Origin of the sequence: Caulobacter sp., from assembly GCF_039596335.1 — a bacterium.
Taxonomy (GTDB): Bacteria; Pseudomonadota; Alphaproteobacteria; order Caulobacterales; family Caulobacteraceae; genus Caulobacter.
On sequence record NZ_JBCNJZ010000007.1, the window covers coordinates 247002 to 265448 of the forward strand.

Annotated in this window: 14 protein-coding genes; 2 read left to right on the forward strand and 12 right to left on the reverse strand. The window is 70.6% G+C overall.

All coding sequences use genetic code 11. The features are described 5' to 3' along the window. The first annotated feature begins 1 nt into the window (after position 1). Positions 2-1588, forward strand: coding sequence for a dipeptide ABC transporter ATP-binding protein (locus ABDW31_RS16550; RefSeq protein WP_184719156.1), 1587 nt, complete (start codon positions 2-4; stop codon positions 1586-1588). Here the strand turns inward: ABDW31_RS16550 and ABDW31_RS16555 are convergent. Beyond that, complete coding sequence (locus ABDW31_RS16555) at positions 1573-2559, reverse strand: P1 family peptidase (RefSeq protein ID WP_184719154.1); 987 nt, start codon at positions 2557-2559, stop codon at positions 1573-1575. The two genes, ABDW31_RS16550 and ABDW31_RS16555, sit on opposite strands and share 16 nt — an antisense overlap. Positions 2560-2648: 89 nt before the next feature. Between ABDW31_RS16555 and ABDW31_RS16560 the strand changes: the two genes are divergently transcribed. Beyond that, positions 2649-4034: an amidase gene (locus tag ABDW31_RS16560; RefSeq protein ID WP_184719153.1), complete on the forward strand. Its 1386-nt coding sequence runs from the start codon at positions 2649-2651 to the stop codon at positions 4032-4034. On the opposite strand, the gene ABDW31_RS16565 is transcribed toward ABDW31_RS16560, so the two are convergent. The 11 genes from ABDW31_RS16565 to ABDW31_RS16615 all read right to left on the reverse strand — a co-directional run bounded on the left by ABDW31_RS16565 (position 4031) and on the right by ABDW31_RS16615 (position 18440). Next, the gene (locus ABDW31_RS16565; RefSeq protein WP_184719151.1) at positions 4031-4288 is read right to left on the reverse strand and encodes a hypothetical protein; all 258 of its coding nucleotides are present in this window, start codon (positions 4286-4288) and stop codon (positions 4031-4033) included. The genes ABDW31_RS16560 and ABDW31_RS16565 overlap by 4 nt on opposite strands. 74 nt (positions 4289-4362) lie before the next feature. After that, positions 4363-6693, reverse strand: a complete 2331-nt coding sequence (locus tag ABDW31_RS16570; protein WP_184719149.1) for a PAS domain-containing protein — start codon at positions 6691-6693, stop codon at positions 4363-4365. A 47-nt stretch (positions 6694-6740) separates the two neighbouring features. Then, positions 6741-7379, reverse strand: a complete 639-nt coding sequence (locus tag ABDW31_RS16575) for a chemotaxis protein CheC (RefSeq protein WP_184719147.1) — start codon at positions 7377-7379, stop codon at positions 6741-6743. Continuing rightward, complete coding sequence (locus ABDW31_RS16580) at positions 7376-7759, reverse strand: response regulator (RefSeq protein WP_184719146.1); 384 nt, start codon at positions 7757-7759, stop codon at positions 7376-7378. The genes ABDW31_RS16575 and ABDW31_RS16580 overlap by 4 nt, the downstream gene beginning before the upstream one ends. 47 nt (positions 7760-7806) lie before the next feature. Continuing rightward, positions 7807-8070 carry a hypothetical protein gene (locus ABDW31_RS16585; RefSeq protein WP_184719144.1) on the reverse strand — a complete coding sequence of 88 codons (264 nt, stop codon included), beginning with the start codon at positions 8068-8070 and terminating at the stop codon, positions 7807-7809. Then, the gene (locus ABDW31_RS16590) at positions 8067-9947 is read right to left on the reverse strand and encodes a chemotaxis protein CheA (protein ID WP_343699230.1); all 1881 of its coding nucleotides are present in this window, start codon (positions 9945-9947) and stop codon (positions 8067-8069) included. The genes ABDW31_RS16585 and ABDW31_RS16590 overlap by 4 nt, the downstream gene beginning before the upstream one ends. Then, positions 9947-10777, reverse strand: coding sequence for a protein-glutamate O-methyltransferase CheR (locus tag ABDW31_RS16595; protein WP_184719141.1), 831 nt, complete (start codon positions 10775-10777; stop codon positions 9947-9949). Before ABDW31_RS16595 ends, ABDW31_RS16590 begins: the two co-directional genes overlap by 1 nt. Further along, positions 10774-11826 carry a chemotaxis-specific protein-glutamate methyltransferase CheB gene (cheB, locus tag ABDW31_RS16600; protein WP_184719139.1) on the reverse strand — a complete coding sequence of 351 codons (1053 nt, stop codon included), beginning with the start codon at positions 11824-11826 and terminating at the stop codon, positions 10774-10776. The genes ABDW31_RS16595 and cheB overlap by 4 nt, the downstream gene beginning before the upstream one ends. Next, positions 11823-13202, reverse strand: a complete 1380-nt coding sequence (locus ABDW31_RS16605; RefSeq protein ID WP_343699105.1) for a chemotaxis protein CheW — start codon at positions 13200-13202, stop codon at positions 11823-11825. Before ABDW31_RS16605 ends, cheB begins: the two co-directional genes overlap by 4 nt. Before the next feature lie 2 nt (positions 13203-13204). Further along, a complete protein-coding gene (locus ABDW31_RS16610) occupies positions 13205-15070 on the reverse strand; it encodes a methyl-accepting chemotaxis protein (RefSeq protein ID WP_343699106.1) in 1866 nt (621 codons plus the stop codon). A gap of 208 nt (positions 15071-15278) precedes the next feature. Next, positions 15279-18440, reverse strand: a complete 3162-nt coding sequence (locus ABDW31_RS16615; RefSeq protein ID WP_184719133.1) for an amidohydrolase family protein — start codon at positions 18438-18440, stop codon at positions 15279-15281. Between the last annotated feature and the right edge of the window lie 7 nt (positions 18441-18447).

The window sequence follows — 18447 nt, forward strand, 5'->3', positions numbered from 1 at the left end:
CATGGCCCTGCTGGAGATCCGCGACCTCTCGGTGACCATCGGCGAACGCCCGATCCTGCGCGAGCTCAACCTCTCTCTCGAAGCCGGCCAAGTGCTGGGCGTCGTCGGCGAGTCCGGCTCGGGCAAGTCGATGACGGCCCTCTCGATCCTGGGATTACTGCCGGCGGGCGCTCAAGCCACCGGCGCCGTGACCTTCGACGGCGAGGAGTTTATGGCCCTGCCCGACCACGCCCTGGCCCGGCTGCGCGGCAACCGCATCGGCATGATTTTCCAGGAGCCGATGACGGCCCTGAACCCGGTCATGACCATCGGCGCCCAGGTGGCCGAGGTGGTCCGCATCCACCGCAAGGCTTCGCGCAAGGAGGCTCTGGCCACGGCGCGTCGGGCCCTGGACCGCATCGGGCTCCAGGCCATCCCGCTGACCCGCTATCCGCACGAGCTGTCCGGCGGCCAGCGACAGCGGGTCGCGATCGCCATGGCCATCGTCTTGACGCCCCGCCTGCTGATCGCCGACGAGCCGACCACGGCCCTGGACGTGACCACCCAGGCCCAAATCCTGGACCTGCTGCAGCGCCTGGCCCGCGAGGACGACGCCGCCCTGATCCTGGTCAGCCACGACCTGGCGGTGGTGGCGCAGGTCGCCGACCAGGTGGCGGTCATGCAGGACGGTTCAATCGTCGAGGGCGGCGAAACCTCCGCGGTGTTCGCCGCCCTCGCCCATCCCTACACCCGCAAGCTGGCCGCCGACGCCGAGCGCGCCCCGGTCCGCACGCGCCAGCCCGATCCGGCGGCCGCGCCGGTGCTGGAGGCCCAGAGCCTGACGCGGGATTATCCGGGCGCCCGTCGCCTGCTGGGCCGCACTCCAGCGCATCGCGCTTTGAACGACGTCTCCCTGGCCATCCGCCCCGGCGAGATCGTCGGCCTGGTCGGCGAGTCCGGCAGCGGCAAGTCGACCCTGCTGCGCGCCCTGCTGGCTCTGGAACCTGTTCAAGCCGGCCAAGTGCGGCTTGCCGGCGAGCCCTTCTCGCCGCACTCGCCGGCAGAACGTCGTAAGCACCTGCAGATCGTCTTCCAAGACCCGCAAGGCAGCCTCGATCCGCGCTGGACCGTCGAGCGCCTGGTCGCCGAGCCGCTGCACCTGCTGGACACGCCGCCCGCCGAGCGCCGCGCCAAGGTCGACGCCGTGCTGGCCCAGGTTGGCCTGCCGCCCGAGGCCGCCGACCGCTATCCGCACCAGTTCAGCGGCGGCCAGCGCCAGCGCATCGCCATCGCCCGCGCCCTGATCGTCCAGCCAGACATCATCGCCCTGGACGAGGCGGTATCGGCCCTGGACGTCTCGGTGCGCGCCGAGGTGCTGGACCTGCTGGCGCGGCTCTCCGACGAGCTGGGCGTGGCCTATCTGTTCGTGACCCATGACATGGGCGTGGTGCGCGGCCTGACCGATCGGGTGCTGGTGCTGAAGGACGGCATCATCGTCGAGCAGGGCCCAACCGCCGAGGTCTTCGCCGCGCCTCAACATCCGTACACAGCGCAACTGATCGCCGCGACGCCGGATCTGAAAAGAGCTCTGGCTCAGCGCGCCAGATAGACCCCGCGCGCGATCGCTCGCGCCAGGCAGTCGCCCGCCACAGATCCGAGACGAGCCAGCCGGCGCAGGCGTTCGTCCTGACCCAGATCCACCGCGCCCGAGGCTACGGCGAACACCACGTCCCCATCGAACGGCGTATGAGCCGGGCGGACGGCGCGTGAGAGACCGTCCTGGGCCATCATCGCCAGGCGCTTGCACTCGGCGGGGGTCAGGTCGGCGTTCACCGCCACCACGGCCAGGGTGGTGTTCGCGCCCTGGGTCAGGCGGCCCTGGCCCGCCAGGCGGGAGTCGTCAGGCATCGGCTCGATGGCTCTCTGAGGGCACGTTGGGACGCGGCCGCCGAACTCGCCGTCGATCTCAAAGGGCCAGGCCCAGAAGGTTTCGCCATCAGGCATGAACACCGAGCCGACCGGATTGACCGCCGCTAGAGCCCCGACGATCAGGCCATCGCCGAGGTCCAGCGAGGCCGAGCCCAGACCGCCCTTCACGAGGCCGGCGCGGGCGCCGCGCCCAGCCCCGACCGAGCCCAGCTCGAACGCCTCGCCGGCGGCGGCCAGAGCCTCCTGGCCCAGCCGGCGGTAAGGCGGATCCACGCCCCAGGCCTTGTCGCCGCCATTGGCCAGGTCGTAGAGCACCGCACCGCCCACGATCGGGGCCGTCGGCGCGCCGGGACGCACCGGAAAGCCCTCGCCGGCCGCCGACAGCGCCGACGTGACGCCGTCAGCCGCGCCGAGGCCGAACACCGAACCGCCGCTCAGCGTCAGGGCGTGCAGGCGGGCATAGCCGTTCTCGGGCGACAGGGTCTCGGTTTCGCGCACGCCGGGACCGCCGCCGCGCACGTCGACCGCCGCGCTCCAGCCGCCCGGAAAGCGGGCCACGGTCACGCCGCTGGCCACGTTCTCGTCGGTGGCGTTGCCGATCAGCAGGCCCGGGACGTCGGTGATCAGGTTACGCGGACCGGGTCGGAGCAAGGCGGCGTCCTTCATGGCTCAAGAACGGGGGGATTCGTCGAACCCCGGCACTCTAGCGGAAAGCCGTCCGGGCGCCCTAGGCTGCGCGCATGACCGACCTCGCCGACCTGACCGCCAGCGATCTTTCGGACCTCTACCGCAAGGGAGAGGTGTCGCCGGTCGAGGTCACGCGAGCGGTGCTGGATCGGGTAGCGGCCTGGGAGCCGCGGCTCAACGCGCTCTGGGCTCTAAACGCCGACGAGGCCCTGGCCGCTGCTCGAGCTTCCGAGGCGCGCTGGCGGACCGGCCAGCCGCTCAGCGCCCTGGACGGCGCGCCGACCACCATCAAGGAGCTGATCGCCACGAAGGGCGTCGCCAAACCCCTTGGCTCGGCCGCCACCCACCTGGTCCCCGAACCCGTCGACGCACCACCCGCCGCGCGGCTGCGCGAGGCCGGCGCGGTGATCCTGGCCAAGACCACCTCGCCGGACTTCGGGATGCTGTCGTCAGGGCTGTCCAGCTTCCACAAGCTGTCGCGCAACCCATGGGACCTCTCCAGGACCCCCGGCGGCTCCAGTTCCGGTGCGGGGACGGCCGCGGCCGGCGGCTACGGGCCGCTGCATGTGGGCACCGACATCGGCGGCTCGATCCGCCTGCCGGCTGGCTGGTGCGGGATCTACGGCCTCAAGCCCAGCAACGGCCGCGTGCCGATCGATCCGCCTTATATCGGCCGCTGCGCCGGGCCGATGACCCGCACCGTGGCTGACGCCGCGCTGATGATGCGCGTGCTCTCAGCGCCTGACTGGCGCGATCACATGAGCCTGCCGCCAGCGGACCTGGCCTGGGAGAAGTTGGACTTCGATCCAAAGGGCCTGCGGATCGGTCTGATGCTGGACGCCGGCGTCGGCGAACCCGTCGAGCCTGAGGTCGCCCAGGCCGTGACGGCGGCGGCAAAGACGCTGGAGGTCGCCGGCGCCAGCCTCGAGCCCTTCGCGCCGTTCCTGACCCGCGAGATGCTGGACGGCCTGGACCTCTTCTGGCGCACACGGTCGCTGTCCGACCTGTCGACCCTGTCGCCGGAGCGGGCTCAGCGCGCCCTGCCCTATATCCGGGACTGGACCGAGGCCGCGCGGGACGCGGACGGGATCGCGGTCTATCAGGGCTTCAACCAGATCCAGCGGATGCGCGAAGCCGGCGCCAAGGCGTTCCAGCCGTATGACTTCGTGATTTCACCGACCGCGCCAATGCCGGCCTTCCCGGCCGAGCTGCCGTCGCCGACCAATGACCCGTCCCGGCCTTTCGAGCACATCGGCTTCACGGTGGCGTTCAACATGACCGAGCAGCCGGCCGCCTCGATCAATTGCGGCTACACATCGGAGGGTCTGCCGATCGGCCTGCAGATCATCGGCCGCCGCTTCGACGATCTGGGCGTTCTGCGCCTCTCGGCGCTTTACGAGAAATTGAGGCCCGCCCAGCGGCCGTGGCCAACGCTCTAGGCGGCCAGGCGGTCGTCAGCCTGAGCGGGTTCGAAACGTTCGGCGCGCCAGCAGCCGCAGTAGGCGCCGGCGGCGTCGTGGACCTTGATCTCGCTCTCGCAGCCGCGCACCGCGACCCGGGCCGCGAAGAACCTCGCCCGGCGCTCGGCCGTCTCGAAATCGGGCACGACGGCGATCAATTCGCCATCCTCGACGCTCACGCGCCAGCCGTCGGAGGTCGGGTCGATACGCAGGATGTAGGGCACGCGGGTCACCGTTCGAGCGCCGCGATTGTGGCGGCGGGATGGCAACGTGCGATGCGCCCGCCGCGTTCCCGCCAACCGCAGTCTCAGCGCTTTCGCGCGCGCTCCAGGATTTCGCCGATGCGCCGCGCCAGCTGATCGATGGCGAAGGGCTTGGTGATGATCTCCATGCCGTCGTCCAGGAACGCGGCCTGGTCGGCGGCCTGCTCGGCATAGCCGGTCATGAACAGGATCGGCAGCTCCGGGCAGCCTTCACGGGCGATCTCAGCCAACTGCCGGCCGTTCAGCCCGGGCAGGCCGACATCGCTGACCATCAGGTCGATGGCGCGTCCCGACTGCAGGACCGGTGTGGCGTCGCGGCCGCTCTCGGTCTCGATGGCGTTGTAGCCCAGCTCTTCCAGCACCTGGACCACCAAGAGGCGCACGGCCGGATCGTCCTCGACCACCAGCACCGTCTCGCCCGAACCGGCATGGATGGCGCCCTGGCCATCGGCCGGCTGCTGCTCCAGCTCGCCCCGGTGGCGTGGCAGGAAGAGGCGGATCGTGGTGCCCGCGCCCTCGCGGCTCTGGATCTCGATATGGCCGCGCGACTGCTGCACAAAGCCATAGATCATCGACAGGCCCAGCCCGGTGCCCTGCCCCAGCGGCTTGGTGGTGAAGAACGGGTCGAAGACCTTGTTCAGCACGTCCGGCGCCATGCCCAGGCCGGTGTCGGTGACGCGGATCTCGACATAGTCGCCCGGTGTGGCGTGGTCGCTCTTGGCCAGCTCAGCCGCCGACAGCTGCACATTGCGCGCGGCGATGGTCAGCAGGCCGCCCCTGGGCATGGCGTCGCGGGCGTTGATCGCCAGGTTCAGAATGGCGCTTTCCAGCTGGTTGTCGTCGGCCACCGCGGTCCAGACCTCGTCCGCGACATCGGTCGCCAAGCGCACCTGCTCGCCCAGGGTTCGGGCCAGCAGGTCCTCCATCGAGCCCACCAGCGCCTTGACGTCCAGCGGTCGGCTGTCCAGCGACTGACGGCGCGAGAAGGCCAGCAGGCGGTGGGTCAGGGCCGCGGCCCGCTGGCCCGACTGCATGGCCGCCTCCAGGAAACGGTCGGCGTCCTCCAGCCGGCCCTCGGCCAAGCGGCGGCGGACCATGTCGATGCCGCCCAGGATGCCGGTCAGCATGTTGTTGAAGTCGTGGGCCAGGCCGCCGGTCAGCTGGCCGACGGCTTCCATCTTCTGGCTCTGGCGCAGCTGGTCCTCTAGCGCCTTGCGCTGGGTGATGTCGCGGCCGACGGCGTAGATCAGGTCGTCCTCGACGACGGCCGTCCAGTTGATGCAGCGGTAGTCGCCGTCCTTGGTGCGCACCCGGCAGTCGAAATCGGCCACCGAGCCGCCGGCGCGGATCCCCGCTGTCTGCTCCACGGCCGGGTCCCAATCGTCGGGATGCACCAGACCGCCCATGGTGACGCCCACCAGATCGGCGGCGTCATAACCCAAGAGGTCCTTCCACGCCGGATTGATCGCCCGGTACACGCCGTCGCGTCCCGAAACGCTGAGCAGGTCGCGCGACAGGTTCCAGATCCGGTCTCGTTCCTGCGTACTGACCTCGACCCGGGCCTCCAGGGCCGCGGCCAGGCTTCGCAGGCGGGCCTCGGCCTGCTTGGTGGCCGTGACGTCATAGATGGCGCCGATGAAGCTGACCCCGCCCGTCGGAACGGCCTGGTACTCGCCACGGCAGGCCAGCCAGCGTTCCTCGCCGGTGTAGGCGCGGGCGATGCGGAACTCGTGGACCGTCGGGCCCAGCGGCGTCTGGTCCTCGCGGCCGCTGATCAGCGGCGGGTCGCCGAGCCGGACGACCGCATTGATGGTCCGCACCGGCAGGCTGTGGGCCGGATGCAGGCCAAGCAGACGGCAGAACTCGTCGGACACGTCGACCGTGCCGAAACCGCTCAGATATTGGAACGTGCCGATGCCGCCGGCCGCCTGGGCGATGCGCAGCCGTTCCTCGACGCGCTTCTGGTCGGTGATGTCGGCCAGAACTCCGGCGAAGCGGGTCGGCCGCTCTTCGGCGTCCAGATAGGTGCGCCCGCGCGCCGACACCCAGCGAACGTCGCCGTCGACCACGACACGATAGTCGCGCCCGAACACCTCGGCGCCGTTCAGCGCGCCCGCCACGGCGATCTTCAGCCGCATGCGGTCGGGGGAGAACACCGTGTCGAAGAAGGCCGAGGTCGGCAGACCTTGGGCCGCGGCCGCAGGATCCAAGCCATACAGGCTGGCGAAGCGAGCGTCGGCCACCAGGCGGCTGGAAGCGATGTCCCACTCCCAGGCCCCGACAGCGCCGGCAGCCATCTGGGCGATGCGCAGCCGCTCGCGGGCTACGGCCGCGTCGCGGTCATCGCTGGAAGCTGTGTCGACAAGCTGCGTCATGACGCGGTCAGAACGCCAAGCTGAGCAATAGGTTCATCCTCGGATCATCAGCCTATATCGCCTGCCACGCGCTCAATGAAATCGTGGATCAGCGCTCGCAGCGCCTGCAGCGACGGCAGGTCCATCAGCATGGCGATGTAGCCGCGGATGTCGCGGTCGTTGATCGCGAAGTTGATATAGAGAAACAGCACCACGCCCCCATCGGCATGCTGGTCCGACAGGCTGAACAGCGCCTCGCCGTCGCCGCGCATCACCTCGGGCAGCGACATCTGCAGCGGCTTCTTCAGCATGTTGGCCATCGTGGCCAGACAGCTGTTGAGGACGACATTGCCGGTCTCGACCAGAGCCTCGTCCTCCATCTCGGCCGCCTCACCCAGCGACAGCGCCCCGCCAGTGACCGCATGGACCAGGGCCATGCTGTTGGCCTGTGGGAAGATCAGCAGGGCCCGCCCTGAAAACACGCCCTCGAAATCCTGACGGACAGCGACCAGCTCGCCGTTCTCCCGCTCGCGGATCAGAGTCGCAGCGCCTTCCCGGCTGACGACCTCGACCGACGGCACCGACAGCAGCACCTGCTCGCCGACCATCTTGCGCAGGCTGCTGGCCGCACGACTGACGCCGATATTGACCAGCTCGGTCAGCGCGTCGCGCTCCAGCTCCTCCAGGAAGACGGCGTGCAGGCTCATCGCGCAGCCGAACGCAGGCGCAGCGCCGCGCCCGAAATGAAGCCGCGCATCCCGTCCTCGGTCACCGGCTTGGCGATGAAGGCGGCGTTGGCGGCGCGGGCCCGGGCGATGATCTCGTCTTGAACATTGGCCGTGGCGACTGCGATCGGCATGTCCGGGTAACGGCCGCGCAACTCCTCGGCCAGCTCCAGCCCGTCACGGCCGGGCATGTTGAAGTCCAGGATCACCAGATCGATCTGCTCGCTGTCGAACAGGGCGACCGCCTCATCGGCCCCGCTAGCCTCCAGCCGCCGCCATTCGGGCTGCAGGGCCGCGATGGCCTTGCCGACCACGATGCGGGCCAGCTTGCTGTCATCGACGATCAGAACCGTCGTCACCATATATGCCTCTCCAACAGACCGCGCCCGAAGGCGACGGCGAAAACACTCTAGACTTCGGCCGGGGTCGCTGTCGCGCTCCGCGCCAGGGCGGGGATCAACAGAGACGCCAGAAATGGGTCGACGGGCCGCCCGACGACCGGGCCGCCGAACGCCAGGATCGCCTGAACGACCGCCGAATGCAGGCTCTCGCAGGCCGAGACATCGATCGTCGCGCCCGACGCCTCGTGTAGCAGCGTCGCCAGGGCCTCGGCGTCCTCTACCCGACAATGGCCCTGCAGGGCGATGACATCGCCGTCGCGGATGATGTTCATGTCAGCAGCTCCGCCAGATCCAGCACCAGCAGCACCGCGCCGTCGGCGTCCAGGGTCGAGCCGACCACGCCCCGGGCGCCGGCCAGCAGGCCGGTCATCGGGCGGACCACGGCGTCCGTGCGGCTCAACACCGCGTCGACGGCGAAGCCGACCAGCTCGCCATTCGCCCAGCCCACCACGACGCGACGCGGACCAGACCGCGCCGGCGTCACGGCCCCGCCCAAGGCCTCGGCCAGATCGACCAGCGGCACGACCTGGTCGCGCAATACAAAGGCTTGACCGGCGCGGATCGGGATCAGGTTCCGGGCCTCCACGCGAGCGACCTCGACAACACTCTCCAGCGGCAGACCGAAGCGCTCGGTCCCGCAAGCGACGACCATCAGCTTGGCCAGAACGGTGCGGATCGGCAGGGTCATGCGCACGGTCGTCCCGGCGCCGGCGCGGCTCTGGACCTCGACCTGTCCGCCCAGGCGCGTAACGCCGGCCCGCACCGCGTCCATGCCCACCCCGCGCCCCGAGACGGCGCTGACGGTGTCGCGGGTCGAGAAGCCGGGTCGGAAGATCAGGTCGATGATCTCCCCCTCGCCCATCTCGGCGTCGGCGGCGATCAGGCCTCGCGCCACGGCGCGCGCACGGACGCGGGCGGGATCGACCCCGGCCCCGTCGTCGGCGACCTCCAGCACGACCTGGTCGCCCTCCGTCCTGGCGGAAAGACGGATGGCGGCTTCGGCGGACTTGCCGGCCGCCACCCGGACCTCTGCGGTCTCGACGCCGTGGTCCGCAGCGTTGCGCAGCACGTGCAGCAAGGGCTCGAACAGGCCGTCGACCACGGCCTTGTCGACCTCGACCTCGCCGCCGGTGATCTCCAGGGACACGGTCTTGCCCAGGGCGGCGGCGGTCTCGCGCACCAGGCGGGGGAAGCGACCGAACAGCGGGGCCAGCGGCGTCATCCGCGCCTGGCCGACGGTGGCGTGCAGCGACTCCACCAGCCGGTCCAGCTCCAGGCGGCGGGCGCGCAAGGCCAGCCCCAAGGCTTGGCCGCCGGCCAGACGCTCGATCTGATCGGCCAACTCGGCCAGCCCCCCCTTGGCCACCACCAGCTGGTCGGCCAGCTCGGCCAGGTGGTCAATCCGCTCGGCGTCGACCCGCACCGTCCGGCGCGCAGGCTCGGCCTCGACGACGACCGAAGGCGCGATCGTCGCCAGAGCAATCTGGTCGCGCACCAGCCGAAGCGCGGCCTCGACCTGGCTGAGCGCCGCCGTGGACAGGGCCTCGATCACCATGTTGCAGCGGAATGGGTCGTAGAGGACGGGATCGGCGACCGGCTCGGCCAGGGACACGCGCAGGTCGGCGAGCCCGGGCACGGCGGCGATGAGCGCCAAGGGATCGTCGCCAGAGAAATAGCTGTCAGCGTGGGGCGTGTAGCGAATGGCGACGCCGGTGCGCCCGGCGAAGGCCGTCCCGCCGTCCCAGTCACTGGCTGCGGTCGGCGTGGTCCGTGCGCCGCCCTCGGCGCCCAGCTGCCCGATCAGCCGGTCAGCGACCGCCTCGGCGTCGTCCGGCAGCGCCCCGCCGACCTCCAGTGCGTCCAGCCAGCGATCGACCTGGTCGATGGCCTCCAGCAGAGCCGGATAACGCGACGCGCCGTCCTCGCCCTGGCGCAGGGCGCCCAGCAGGTCTTCGGCCACATGCAGCATCCGCCCCATCGGCCGGAGGCCCAGCAGGTCAGCCGAGCCCTTCAGCGTATGGACGGCGCGGAAACAGCGCTCCAGGCGCGCCGAGTCGTTCGCCCCACGATGCAGCGCGGTCAGCTCGACGCCGGCCTCCAGCGTCTGCTCGCGCCCCTCGACCAGGAACTGCGCCAGGAGCTCATCCATCACGACGGCACTCCCGGACGCTGGAAGACGATCGCGTCGTCGAATCGCCGTGAGACGAAGCGGTCGTCGATGCGGCTCATCGACTCCGTATGGCCCAGGCACAGATAGCCGCCTGGAACCAGACGGTCATAAAGGTTGGCGGCCGCGATCTCGCGCGAGGCGTCGTCAAAATAGATCAGCACGTTGCGGCAGAAGATGATGTCGAACAGGCCCTGCTCGCCCAGCCCGGCGCTCTCCATCAGGTTGGCGTGGGTGAAGGTCACCGACTCGCGCAGGTCGTCGATGATCTTCCAGCGATGGCGCTTGAGCGGCTCGAAATAGGCGCCGCGCACCGCCGCCGGCAGGCGGGCCAGCGCCCGCTCGGCATAGATCCCGGACCGCGCGGCCTCCAACGCCTGGCTGTCGATGTCCGACCCCACGATCTCGACATTGTAGGCGTCGACCATCCGCCAGTTTTCCAGCAGCCACAGGGCGATGGAGTAAGGCTCTTCGCCGGTCGAGCATGGCGCCGACCAGATTCGCACCTTGTCGCCCGGACGGCGGGTGGAGACGATGTCGGGCAGGAGCGTGCGACCCAGACAGGCCAACTGGTGCTCCTCGCGATAGAAATAGGTCTCGTTGACGGTGAAGGCGTTGACCAGAGCCTGGCGCTCGGCGGCGTCGACGCGCAGCCGGGCGAAATAGTCGGCGACGTCGTGACTGCCGGTCTCGACCAGGCGCTCGGCCGCGCGACGCTCGATGTAGTAGCGCTTGGCGTCGCCGAACCACATGCCGGTGCGCCGGTAGAGGTGCTCGCGGAAGCGGTCGATCTCCTGGTCGGTGAAGGTCATGGCGCGACCATCGCCGACAGCCGCCCGCCGATCCGCCCGACCGGCTCCACCAGGTCGGCCCCGCCGGCCCGCACCAGAGCGCCGGGCATGCCCCAGACGACGGCCGTCGCCTCGGCCTCGGCGATCGTGCGACCGCCGGCCTTGCGCAGGGCCGACATCGCCCCTGCCCCGTCGTCGCCCATGCCAGTCATCAGGACCCCGACCAGACGCTCGGCGACGACGTGGCCCATGGCGCTGCGCACCATGCGCTCGACACTGGGATGCCAGCGGAACGCCGGGTCGGTCGGCGCGGGCAACGCCACCAGGGTTCCGGCGCGACGGCTGACGACTATGTCCGCCCCGCCCCGCGCCACATAGACCCCGCCGGCCTCCAGGCGCGTGGGCGCGGCTACCTCCAGCACGTCCAGCGCGCACAGGCCGTCCAGCCGCGCCGCCAGCGACGCCGTGAAGGCCGCAGGCATGTGTTGGGCTACCAGGATCGGCCAGGGAAAGTCGCCGCCGATGTCGCCGAGCACCGTCTCCAGAGCGCCTGGACCGCCCGTGGAGGACCCGACCAGCACCAGCCCGTCGGGCTCGCCGCTGCGCCGCTGCGGCTTCGGCAAAATCTCTTCGGTCCGGCGTGCGCGCAGGCGCTCGACCAGGCGGCGCGCGGGGCCCACCCGCGCCGAGGCCGCGGCCGTCACCTTCTCGATCAGCACGGGCGCCAGTTCATCGATGGCCAGCGAGATCACGCCGTCGGGCTTGGGCAGGAAGTCAACCGCGCCGAGATCCAGAGCCGCCAGGGTCTCCTCCGCGCCCTCGCGGGTCAGGGACGAGACCATGACCACCGGGCGCGGACGCTCGACCATGATCCGGTCCAGGCACTCCAGCCCGCCCATGCGCGGCATCTGCACGTCCAGGGTCACCACGTCAGGCTCGAAGGCGTGCAGCATGGCCAGCGCCTCGACGCCGTCCCGCGCGATCGCCACCTCGAAACCCGCCTCGGACAGGATTTCGCTGAGCACGCGCCGGATCAGCGCCGAGTCGTCGACGACCAGGACCTTGGTCACGACGCCGGGGCCGCCCCGGCCAGGTCGCGCAACAGGTCGGCCTCGGCGCGTTCCAGCAGCGCCCTTGGATCGATCAGAAGAATAAGTTCGCCCCCGCGCTCCACGGCGCGGTCGAACAAACGAGCCTCAGGGCCAGTCAGTTCCGGCGCGGCCAGAAGTTCATCGGCAGCGATCTCCAGCACCTCACCGGCGGCGTCGACCGCAAAGCCGGCCTGCAGGCCGTCGACCGTGACCACGACCACCCGCTCGCGCTCGGCCGGTCGCCCCGAAACGCCCAGCCGCAGGCGCTGGTCGATGACCGGCACGGCCTTGCCGCGCAAGCTCATCACGCCGCGCACATAGGCCGGAGCCTTGGGCAGGCGCGTCAGTTGTTCGGGCGACCGCACCACCCCATCCACCGCCGCGATCGGCAGGCCGTAGCGCTCCTCGCCCAGGCGCAGAACGATGAAGCGTTCGCGGGTCAGGTCAGTCTCAACCTGAGTCATCCGCGCCTCCTGATCTCCGGCGGCCAGGGCCAGCCATTGGGTCACCCGCTCGTCGGCCAGCAGGCGTTCGGGCGTGAGAATGGCCAGCACGCCGCGATCGTCGGCCAGCCGCAGCACAGTGTCGATCCGCGCCTCGCCGCCGCCGCGATTGAACAGGCTGGGCGCGCGCGACAGTCGGTCCGGCGAGGCGCGAACGATGGCCTCCAGGCGATCGACCACCAGGCCCAACCGCGCGCCGGCCAGATTCAGGACGACCAGCCGCTCGGCGCGATCGCCCGGACGTTCGGGCAGCCCCAGCAAGGCGCGGCCCGACAGCACCGGCAGCAGGTCGCCGCGATAGGCGCAGACGCCCAGCAGAACGGCGTCGGTGCGCGGCAGGTCGGCGATCGTCTCAGGCACGGCCGTGACCTCGACCACGGCGTCCAGCGGGAAGCCGTAGCCCTGCCCCGCCAGATCGACGCGGAAGAAGGCGCGCTGCTTGGCATGGTCCCGCGTGATCGGCGTCGGTGTCGCGGCGATCTTGGTCGGGGACCGCCGCCCCTCATCCCGCGCGAAGCGGCTGGCCAGCGCCTCTTCCAGCGCCGGCCAGGCGTCGCCGGCATCCTCTTCCGACAGCGCCTCGACGCCATCGACCGCCAAGCCCACCGGCGGTTCGCGGCGCAGCACGACGACACGCTCGGCCTCGCCCGCCGGCAAGCCCATCAGCCGTGACAGCGACAGAACCGGCAGCACCGCACCGCGCAGGTGCGTGACGCCCAGCAGTCCGTCCGGCGCATAGGGCATGCGGGTCAGGCGCGGCCGACGGATCACCTCGGCCACGACCTGAGCGGGCAGGCTCACGAGAGCGTCGCCGGCCCGGACCGTCAGGCGTCGCTGGGCGCCCTCGCCCATGGTCACGCCGCCGACGTGCGTTGCAGTTCAGCCGCCAGCAGGGCGATTTCCTCGATCGTCGCGGCCAGCCCTTCGGCCCCGTGCGACTGCTGCCGCGCCGCGACCGCCGCCTGGGCCGACGCCGTGCTGGCCTGCTCGGCTGCCGCCGCGATCTGGTTCATGCCGGCCAGCACCTGGACCGAGGCAGACAGGATCACCTCGCCCCCGCGCGCGATCTCGTCGGCGCCGTCGCCCAAGGCCCGGGCGTCGCCGGCCACCTGGGCCAGACGCGCTTCGATGTCGCGATTGCGGTCGACCTCGATCTCGGCGACGGCGGCTGTCTGCTCCACCTCGCGCCGCACCTTGCCGATCTGCACGCCGATCGCGGCAACCAGCGTCTGGACGGTCTCGGCGTTGGCGGCCGCGTCGCGGGCCAGAGTGCGGATATCGCCCGACACCACGGCGAAACCTCGGCCAGCCTCGCCGGCGCGCGCGGCCTCGACCGCGCCGCTGGTGGCCAGCATCGTCGTCTGCACCGCAACCAGGGCCAGGCCATCGACCAGCTTGGCCGTGGTCGCGCATTCCAGCTCCAGCGCCTCGATCGCGTCCAGCACCGTGCGATTCTCGCCGGCCGCGGCGCCGACATTGGCGATCAGCGAGGACACGGCCCCGCGACTCTCGCCTAGCAGGCCTTGCATGATCCGCATCCGCTTGGCGCTCTCCACGCCGTTGGCGCTGGAAAGGCGCGCAGCCTTTTCGACCTGGGCCATGGCGGCGCTGGCCTCCTGGGTCGCGGCGGCCTGGATCTGGGCCCCACGGCTGATCTGGTCGATAGCCGCCAGGATTTCGCCCGCGGAGCCGGAAATCTGCTGGATCGCCGCCGACAACTGCTCGGCGGCCGCGGCGGTCTCGCTGTTGGCCTCCGCGTCGTTGACGCCGGACTCCACCTGCTCGGCCACGGCCTCGGTGGCGATCTGGCTCTGGTCCAGGGACTGGCCTTGCTGGCGCACCGCGCGCTGGGCCTCGGCTGCGGCGGCGGCCTGCTCCTCGGCGGCGCTGGAAATGCTCTCGGCCCCGCGGCGGGTCTCGCCGATCGCGCCGGACGCCTCGACAGCCGCGATCAGGATGGCCTGGCTGTCCTCGCTGAGCTTGGCCATGTCTTGGCGAATGGCGTCCAGCGTGACGGTCACCGCACTCGCAGCCTCGGCCTCGACCTCGGCGCTGGAGGCCGCCTGACGCAGGCTGTCGCCGACCCCGCGAACCATGTTCGCCATCCGCTCAGCCGAGGCCTGGATCGCCCGTGAGCGCTGCTCGGCGGTCTCGGCCAGGGTCCGCACCTCGTCGGCGACGATCGCGAAACCGCGTCCCTCTTCGCCGGCCCGCGCGGCCTCGATCGCGGCGTTCAGCGCCAGCAGATTGGTCTGGTCGGCGATGTCGGCGACCCCAACCGTGATTTCGTTGATCCGCGAAGCGTGCTGGTCCAGCAGGCCGACGGTCTCGACCGTGGCCATTTGCCGGCGCGCGTTCAGCAGCACCGCCTTCACCGACGCCGCCACCGCGCCTCCGGTCTCGGCCAGCAGCGCCTGCAGCGCCTCGGCGCGTTGGCGAGCCGTCTCCGCACGCTCGCGGGCGTCGGCGAACAGTTCGGCCATGGAGGTGACCGCGGCCAGGGATTCATGGGCCGCGCCAGCGGCTTCCTCGGCGCCGCTGGAGATCTGGGCCAGGGCCCGTCCCAACTCCTCGACGGCGCTGGCGGCTTCCGAAAGGCCGGTGCGCAGCTCCAGCACCGCCGAGCCGATGCGCTGTTCGGCGGTCTCCCGCCGGGGCTTGGCCTTGCGGCTGGGCGCGGGGGCCGGGACGAGGGCTGAGGCCGGCGCAGCATCGTCCACGGACGTCGTCCCACGATGCTTCGCACGGCCCACTAGCCGCGTCGTCTTCACAAGCGCCATTCGGCAAATCTCGACTCTACGCCAGCATCGCGCCGCCGCCCGTCACGGCCGACGCTGTCGGACGGGTATCAAAGCACGGTTCGGCCAAGCCGCTCAATGTCTTGTGACGCTTGCCTGCAAGGTGTGACTGGCGTCGCGGCGGATCGCGTCAGGCCATGCCGAAGGACGGCGTGTAGCCGCAAGGCCCGTCACAGCAGGTGGTCCGGGCCTGGCTCAGGAACGCCGGCTCGTGCCACCAGTATTCCGACGAGGCCTCGCAGACGAACCGCCGCCGCGCGCCCAGCACCGCGTGTTGGGCATGCTCGGCGAACGGACCGATCAGGTCGGCGATCGAATAGACCTCGCCGTGCTTGATCACGGTCGTGACCTTGGCGGCGTCCTCGATGCGAGCCAACGGGTCGCCGTCGACCCAGACAAGGTCGGCATAGTTGCCTGCCGCGATCGCACCCAGGGGCTCGTCCAGATACTCGCCCGAAGCGCTAGTGGCGGTGACCAGGGCCTCGAACGGCGTCATGCCGAACTTGACCATGGCCCTCAGGTTCATGTGCAGGCTGACGGCGTTGAAGTCGATCGGCGAGTCTGTGCCGGTGGTGATGCGGCCGCCCGCCCGCACGGTCCGCGCCACCTCGGCCACGTTGCGCGACAGCGAGGCCAGGGTCGCGGTGCGGTCCATGCTCGCGATCTGCTTGGCCCGCTCCAGCAGGCGGGCATATTCCCAGGGCGGATAGAGCGCCTTCACCCGGGGATCATCAACCAGCGAGCGGTCGTCGCCCAGCAGGGCCGTCGAGGTGAACAGGGTCGGCGTGCGCGCGGCCCTGCTGGCCACGAAGGCGGCGTTGACGTCCTGGTAGGTGTGACCCAGGGCGCTGACCGTGCGCGAATAGCCCGTGCGGCTGGTCGCCCCCAGGTGCTCCATGCCGTCCATGCCCAACCCAAGGGCCGGATAGTGGTAGTGCGAGGTCAGCGGCAGGCCCTTGGCGTGGGCCCAGGCGATGACCTCCTTCTGGCGCTCGCCCGATAGGCGGACATAGGTTTTGATCAGGTCGTATGACAGCGCCTCGACCCGCTTCAGCTCCAACGCCATCTGGCCGGGCTCGGTGACCGGCCGCATGAAATTGTAGAAGATCCTCGAGCCGTCGATGGCCTCACCGGTAGCGTAGTAGCGCGGGCCGACCCGTTTGCCGGCCTCGATCGCCTCCTGGTCCTCGACCGTGTGATAGGCTGGGCCGCCGGGCGAGCGGGTGGTGGTCACCCCCAGCGACAGCCAAAGGCGCCCTTCCCGGTCGCCATAGCCGTAGCCCTGCATCTGGCGGTGGGTGTGCATGTCGATCAGGCCGGGCATCACGGTCCCGGTCGGCGCGTCAATCACCCTCACATCCGCCGTCACCTCGCCGCGCGGGGCTACCCCGGCGATGCGGCCGTCCGAGATCAGGACGTCGACGTTCCTGCGCAATTCCGGCGACTTGCCGTCCCAAAGACTGGCGGCGCGGACCACCATCCGCCCCTTGGGCCGGACATTGGCCCAGGTCAGACCATGCGGCACGGTCTTGGGCGCGCCGCCAGCGGCCGAAATCAGCCGCAGCTGGCCCGCCGAGAGATAGATCAGGCTCTGGCCGTCGCCGCTCCAGCTGACCGCGTCGGTGACCTCGTCGTTCAGCGCCTTGGGCGGGCCCAGCAGCTTGCCAGTCGCATCCACCGGCGAGACGTGCAGCCGGCTGGCGAAGACATAGGCCAGGCTCTTGCCGTCCGGCGACCAGACCGGGCCATCGTCGCCACGAGTGCCCAGCGAGCGGTCGGGCAGGATCGGGGCGTAGCTCCCCTTCCCGCTGGCCACGTCGACGGTCAGGATCTCGCTGAGCCCTTCGCGGAAGCGGGCCGAGTAAGGCTTGAAGGCGGCGTAGGCGATGGTCGCATCACCCGGCCCCCAGCTGGGCTTGCCCGGCTCCCACAGGTCGGCATAGACGCGGCGGGTCTCGCCGGTCGCGGCGTCGGCGACGAACAGGCCGCCGTTCTGGCTGAGGAAGGCCAGGCTCTTGCCGTCGCGCGACCAGGCGCTGGACACCGCCGCGCCGTCGAAGCGGGTCAGCTGGCGGCTCTGGCCCGAGGCTATGTCGCGCAGCCAGATGTCTAGCGAGCCGCCCTTGTCGGTCGAATAGGCCAGGGTCTTGCCGTCCGGCGACCAGGCCGGATCGACCTTGCTGAAGCCGTCGTTCGTCAGCGCCTTGGCCGGACCGCCGCCGATGTCGAGCAGGTAGAGGTCGTTCAACGCCCGGAACACCACCTGGCGGCCGTCGGGCGACAGGGCCGGACTGCCGATGCCGACCACGGGCCGGGTCTTGGTCGAGAGGAAGTCGCGGCTCTTCTTGGTATAGCGCGGGGTCAGCACCGGCACGGCGGCGGTGAACGCCACCTCGGTCGGCGCGGCGCCCGGCTTGCGCAACTTGATCTTGCCGTCAGCAGTATAGAGGAAGCCGCCGCCCGCCAGCGGCGAGATGCGGAACGGGAAGACGTCCTCGCCGCCAACCAGGACGCCGGCGGCGTTGCGCAGCTCGGCCTTGCCGCCCTCGATCGCGGTGAAGATCACGTCCTGGCCGTCAGGCGTGAAGGCCGGGCTGGCCAGCGACGCGGCGCTGAAGCGGTCGGCGGAGGCCTTGACCTGAGCCAGCGTCCGCCGCGCCCCGTCCAGGCCCTGGACGTCGATGCGGGCTTTGTCGACCGTGAAGGCGATGCTTTTGCCGTCCGGCGCCCACGACGGTTCGAACTCGTCGCCGGGGCCCGAGCTGAAGGCGGTGATCGCGCCGCCGGCCACGTCCAACAGGTGAACACCGTAGCGCCCGCCACGGTCGGACGAGAAGGCGATGGTCTTGCCGTCGGGCGACCAGCGCGGCTCGCGGCAATCGAACGGGCCCTTGGTCAGCTGCTTCAGCCCCTGCCCGTCAGCGCCGATGGTCCAGATGTGGAAATTGCCGTCGCGATAGGACTGGAACGCGATCGTCCGACCGTCGGGCGACCAGTCGGGCTGGGCGATCTCGTAGATCTCCTCGGTCAGCCGCCGGGCGACCCCGCCCTCGATCGGGACCAGCCACAGCATGGCGTAGACGTCGAAGGCCACGGTTTTCCCGTCGGGCGAGACGGTGGCGCAGATATTGGTGCCTTCGGTCGCCGTCACCATGCGCGTGTCGGCGGCCAGGGGCTGGTCGGCCTTGGCGCCGGGCGGGGTCAGGGCGGCGACGCCGGAGGCGGCGATGGCTCCGCCGCCGATCGAGAACAGCCGCCGACGGCTGACGCCGCGCTTGGAAGTCTTGGTCATCGTCAAC

What these genes read in the sequence shown, in the direction of transcription:
- ABDW31_RS16550 (WP_184719156.1), top strand. Translation starts at nt 2, where the DNA reads ATGGCCCTGCTGGAGATCCGCGACCTCTCGGTGACCATCGGCGAACGC.
- ABDW31_RS16560 (WP_184719153.1), top strand. Translation starts at nt 2,649, where the DNA reads ATGACCGACCTCGCCGACCTGACCGCCAGCGATCTTTCGGACCTCTAC.
- ABDW31_RS16570 (WP_184719149.1), bottom strand. Translation starts at nt 6,693, where the DNA reads ATGACGCAGCTTGTCGACACAGCTTCCAGCGATGACCGCGACGCGGCC.
- ABDW31_RS16575 (WP_184719147.1), bottom strand. Translation starts at nt 7,379, where the DNA reads ATGAGCCTGCACGCCGTCTTCCTGGAGGAGCTGGAGCGCGACGCGCTG.
- ABDW31_RS16580 (WP_184719146.1), bottom strand. Translation starts at nt 7,759, where the DNA reads ATGGTGACGACGGTTCTGATCGTCGATGACAGCAAGCTGGCCCGCATC.
- ABDW31_RS16585 (WP_184719144.1), bottom strand. Translation starts at nt 8,070, where the DNA reads ATGAACATCATCCGCGACGGCGATGTCATCGCCCTGCAGGGCCATTGT.
- ABDW31_RS16590 (WP_343699230.1), bottom strand. Translation starts at nt 9,947, where the DNA reads ATGGATGAGCTCCTGGCGCAGTTCCTGGTCGAGGGGCGCGAGCAGACG.
- ABDW31_RS16595 (WP_184719141.1), bottom strand. Translation starts at nt 10,777, where the DNA reads ATGACCTTCACCGACCAGGAGATCGACCGCTTCCGCGAGCACCTCTAC.
- ABDW31_RS16605 (WP_343699105.1), bottom strand. Translation starts at nt 13,202, where the DNA reads ATGGGCGAGGGCGCCCAGCGACGCCTGACGGTCCGGGCCGGCGACGCT.
- ABDW31_RS16615 (WP_184719133.1), bottom strand. Translation starts at nt 18,440, where the DNA reads ATGACCAAGACTTCCAAGCGCGGCGTCAGCCGTCGGCGGCTGTTCTCG.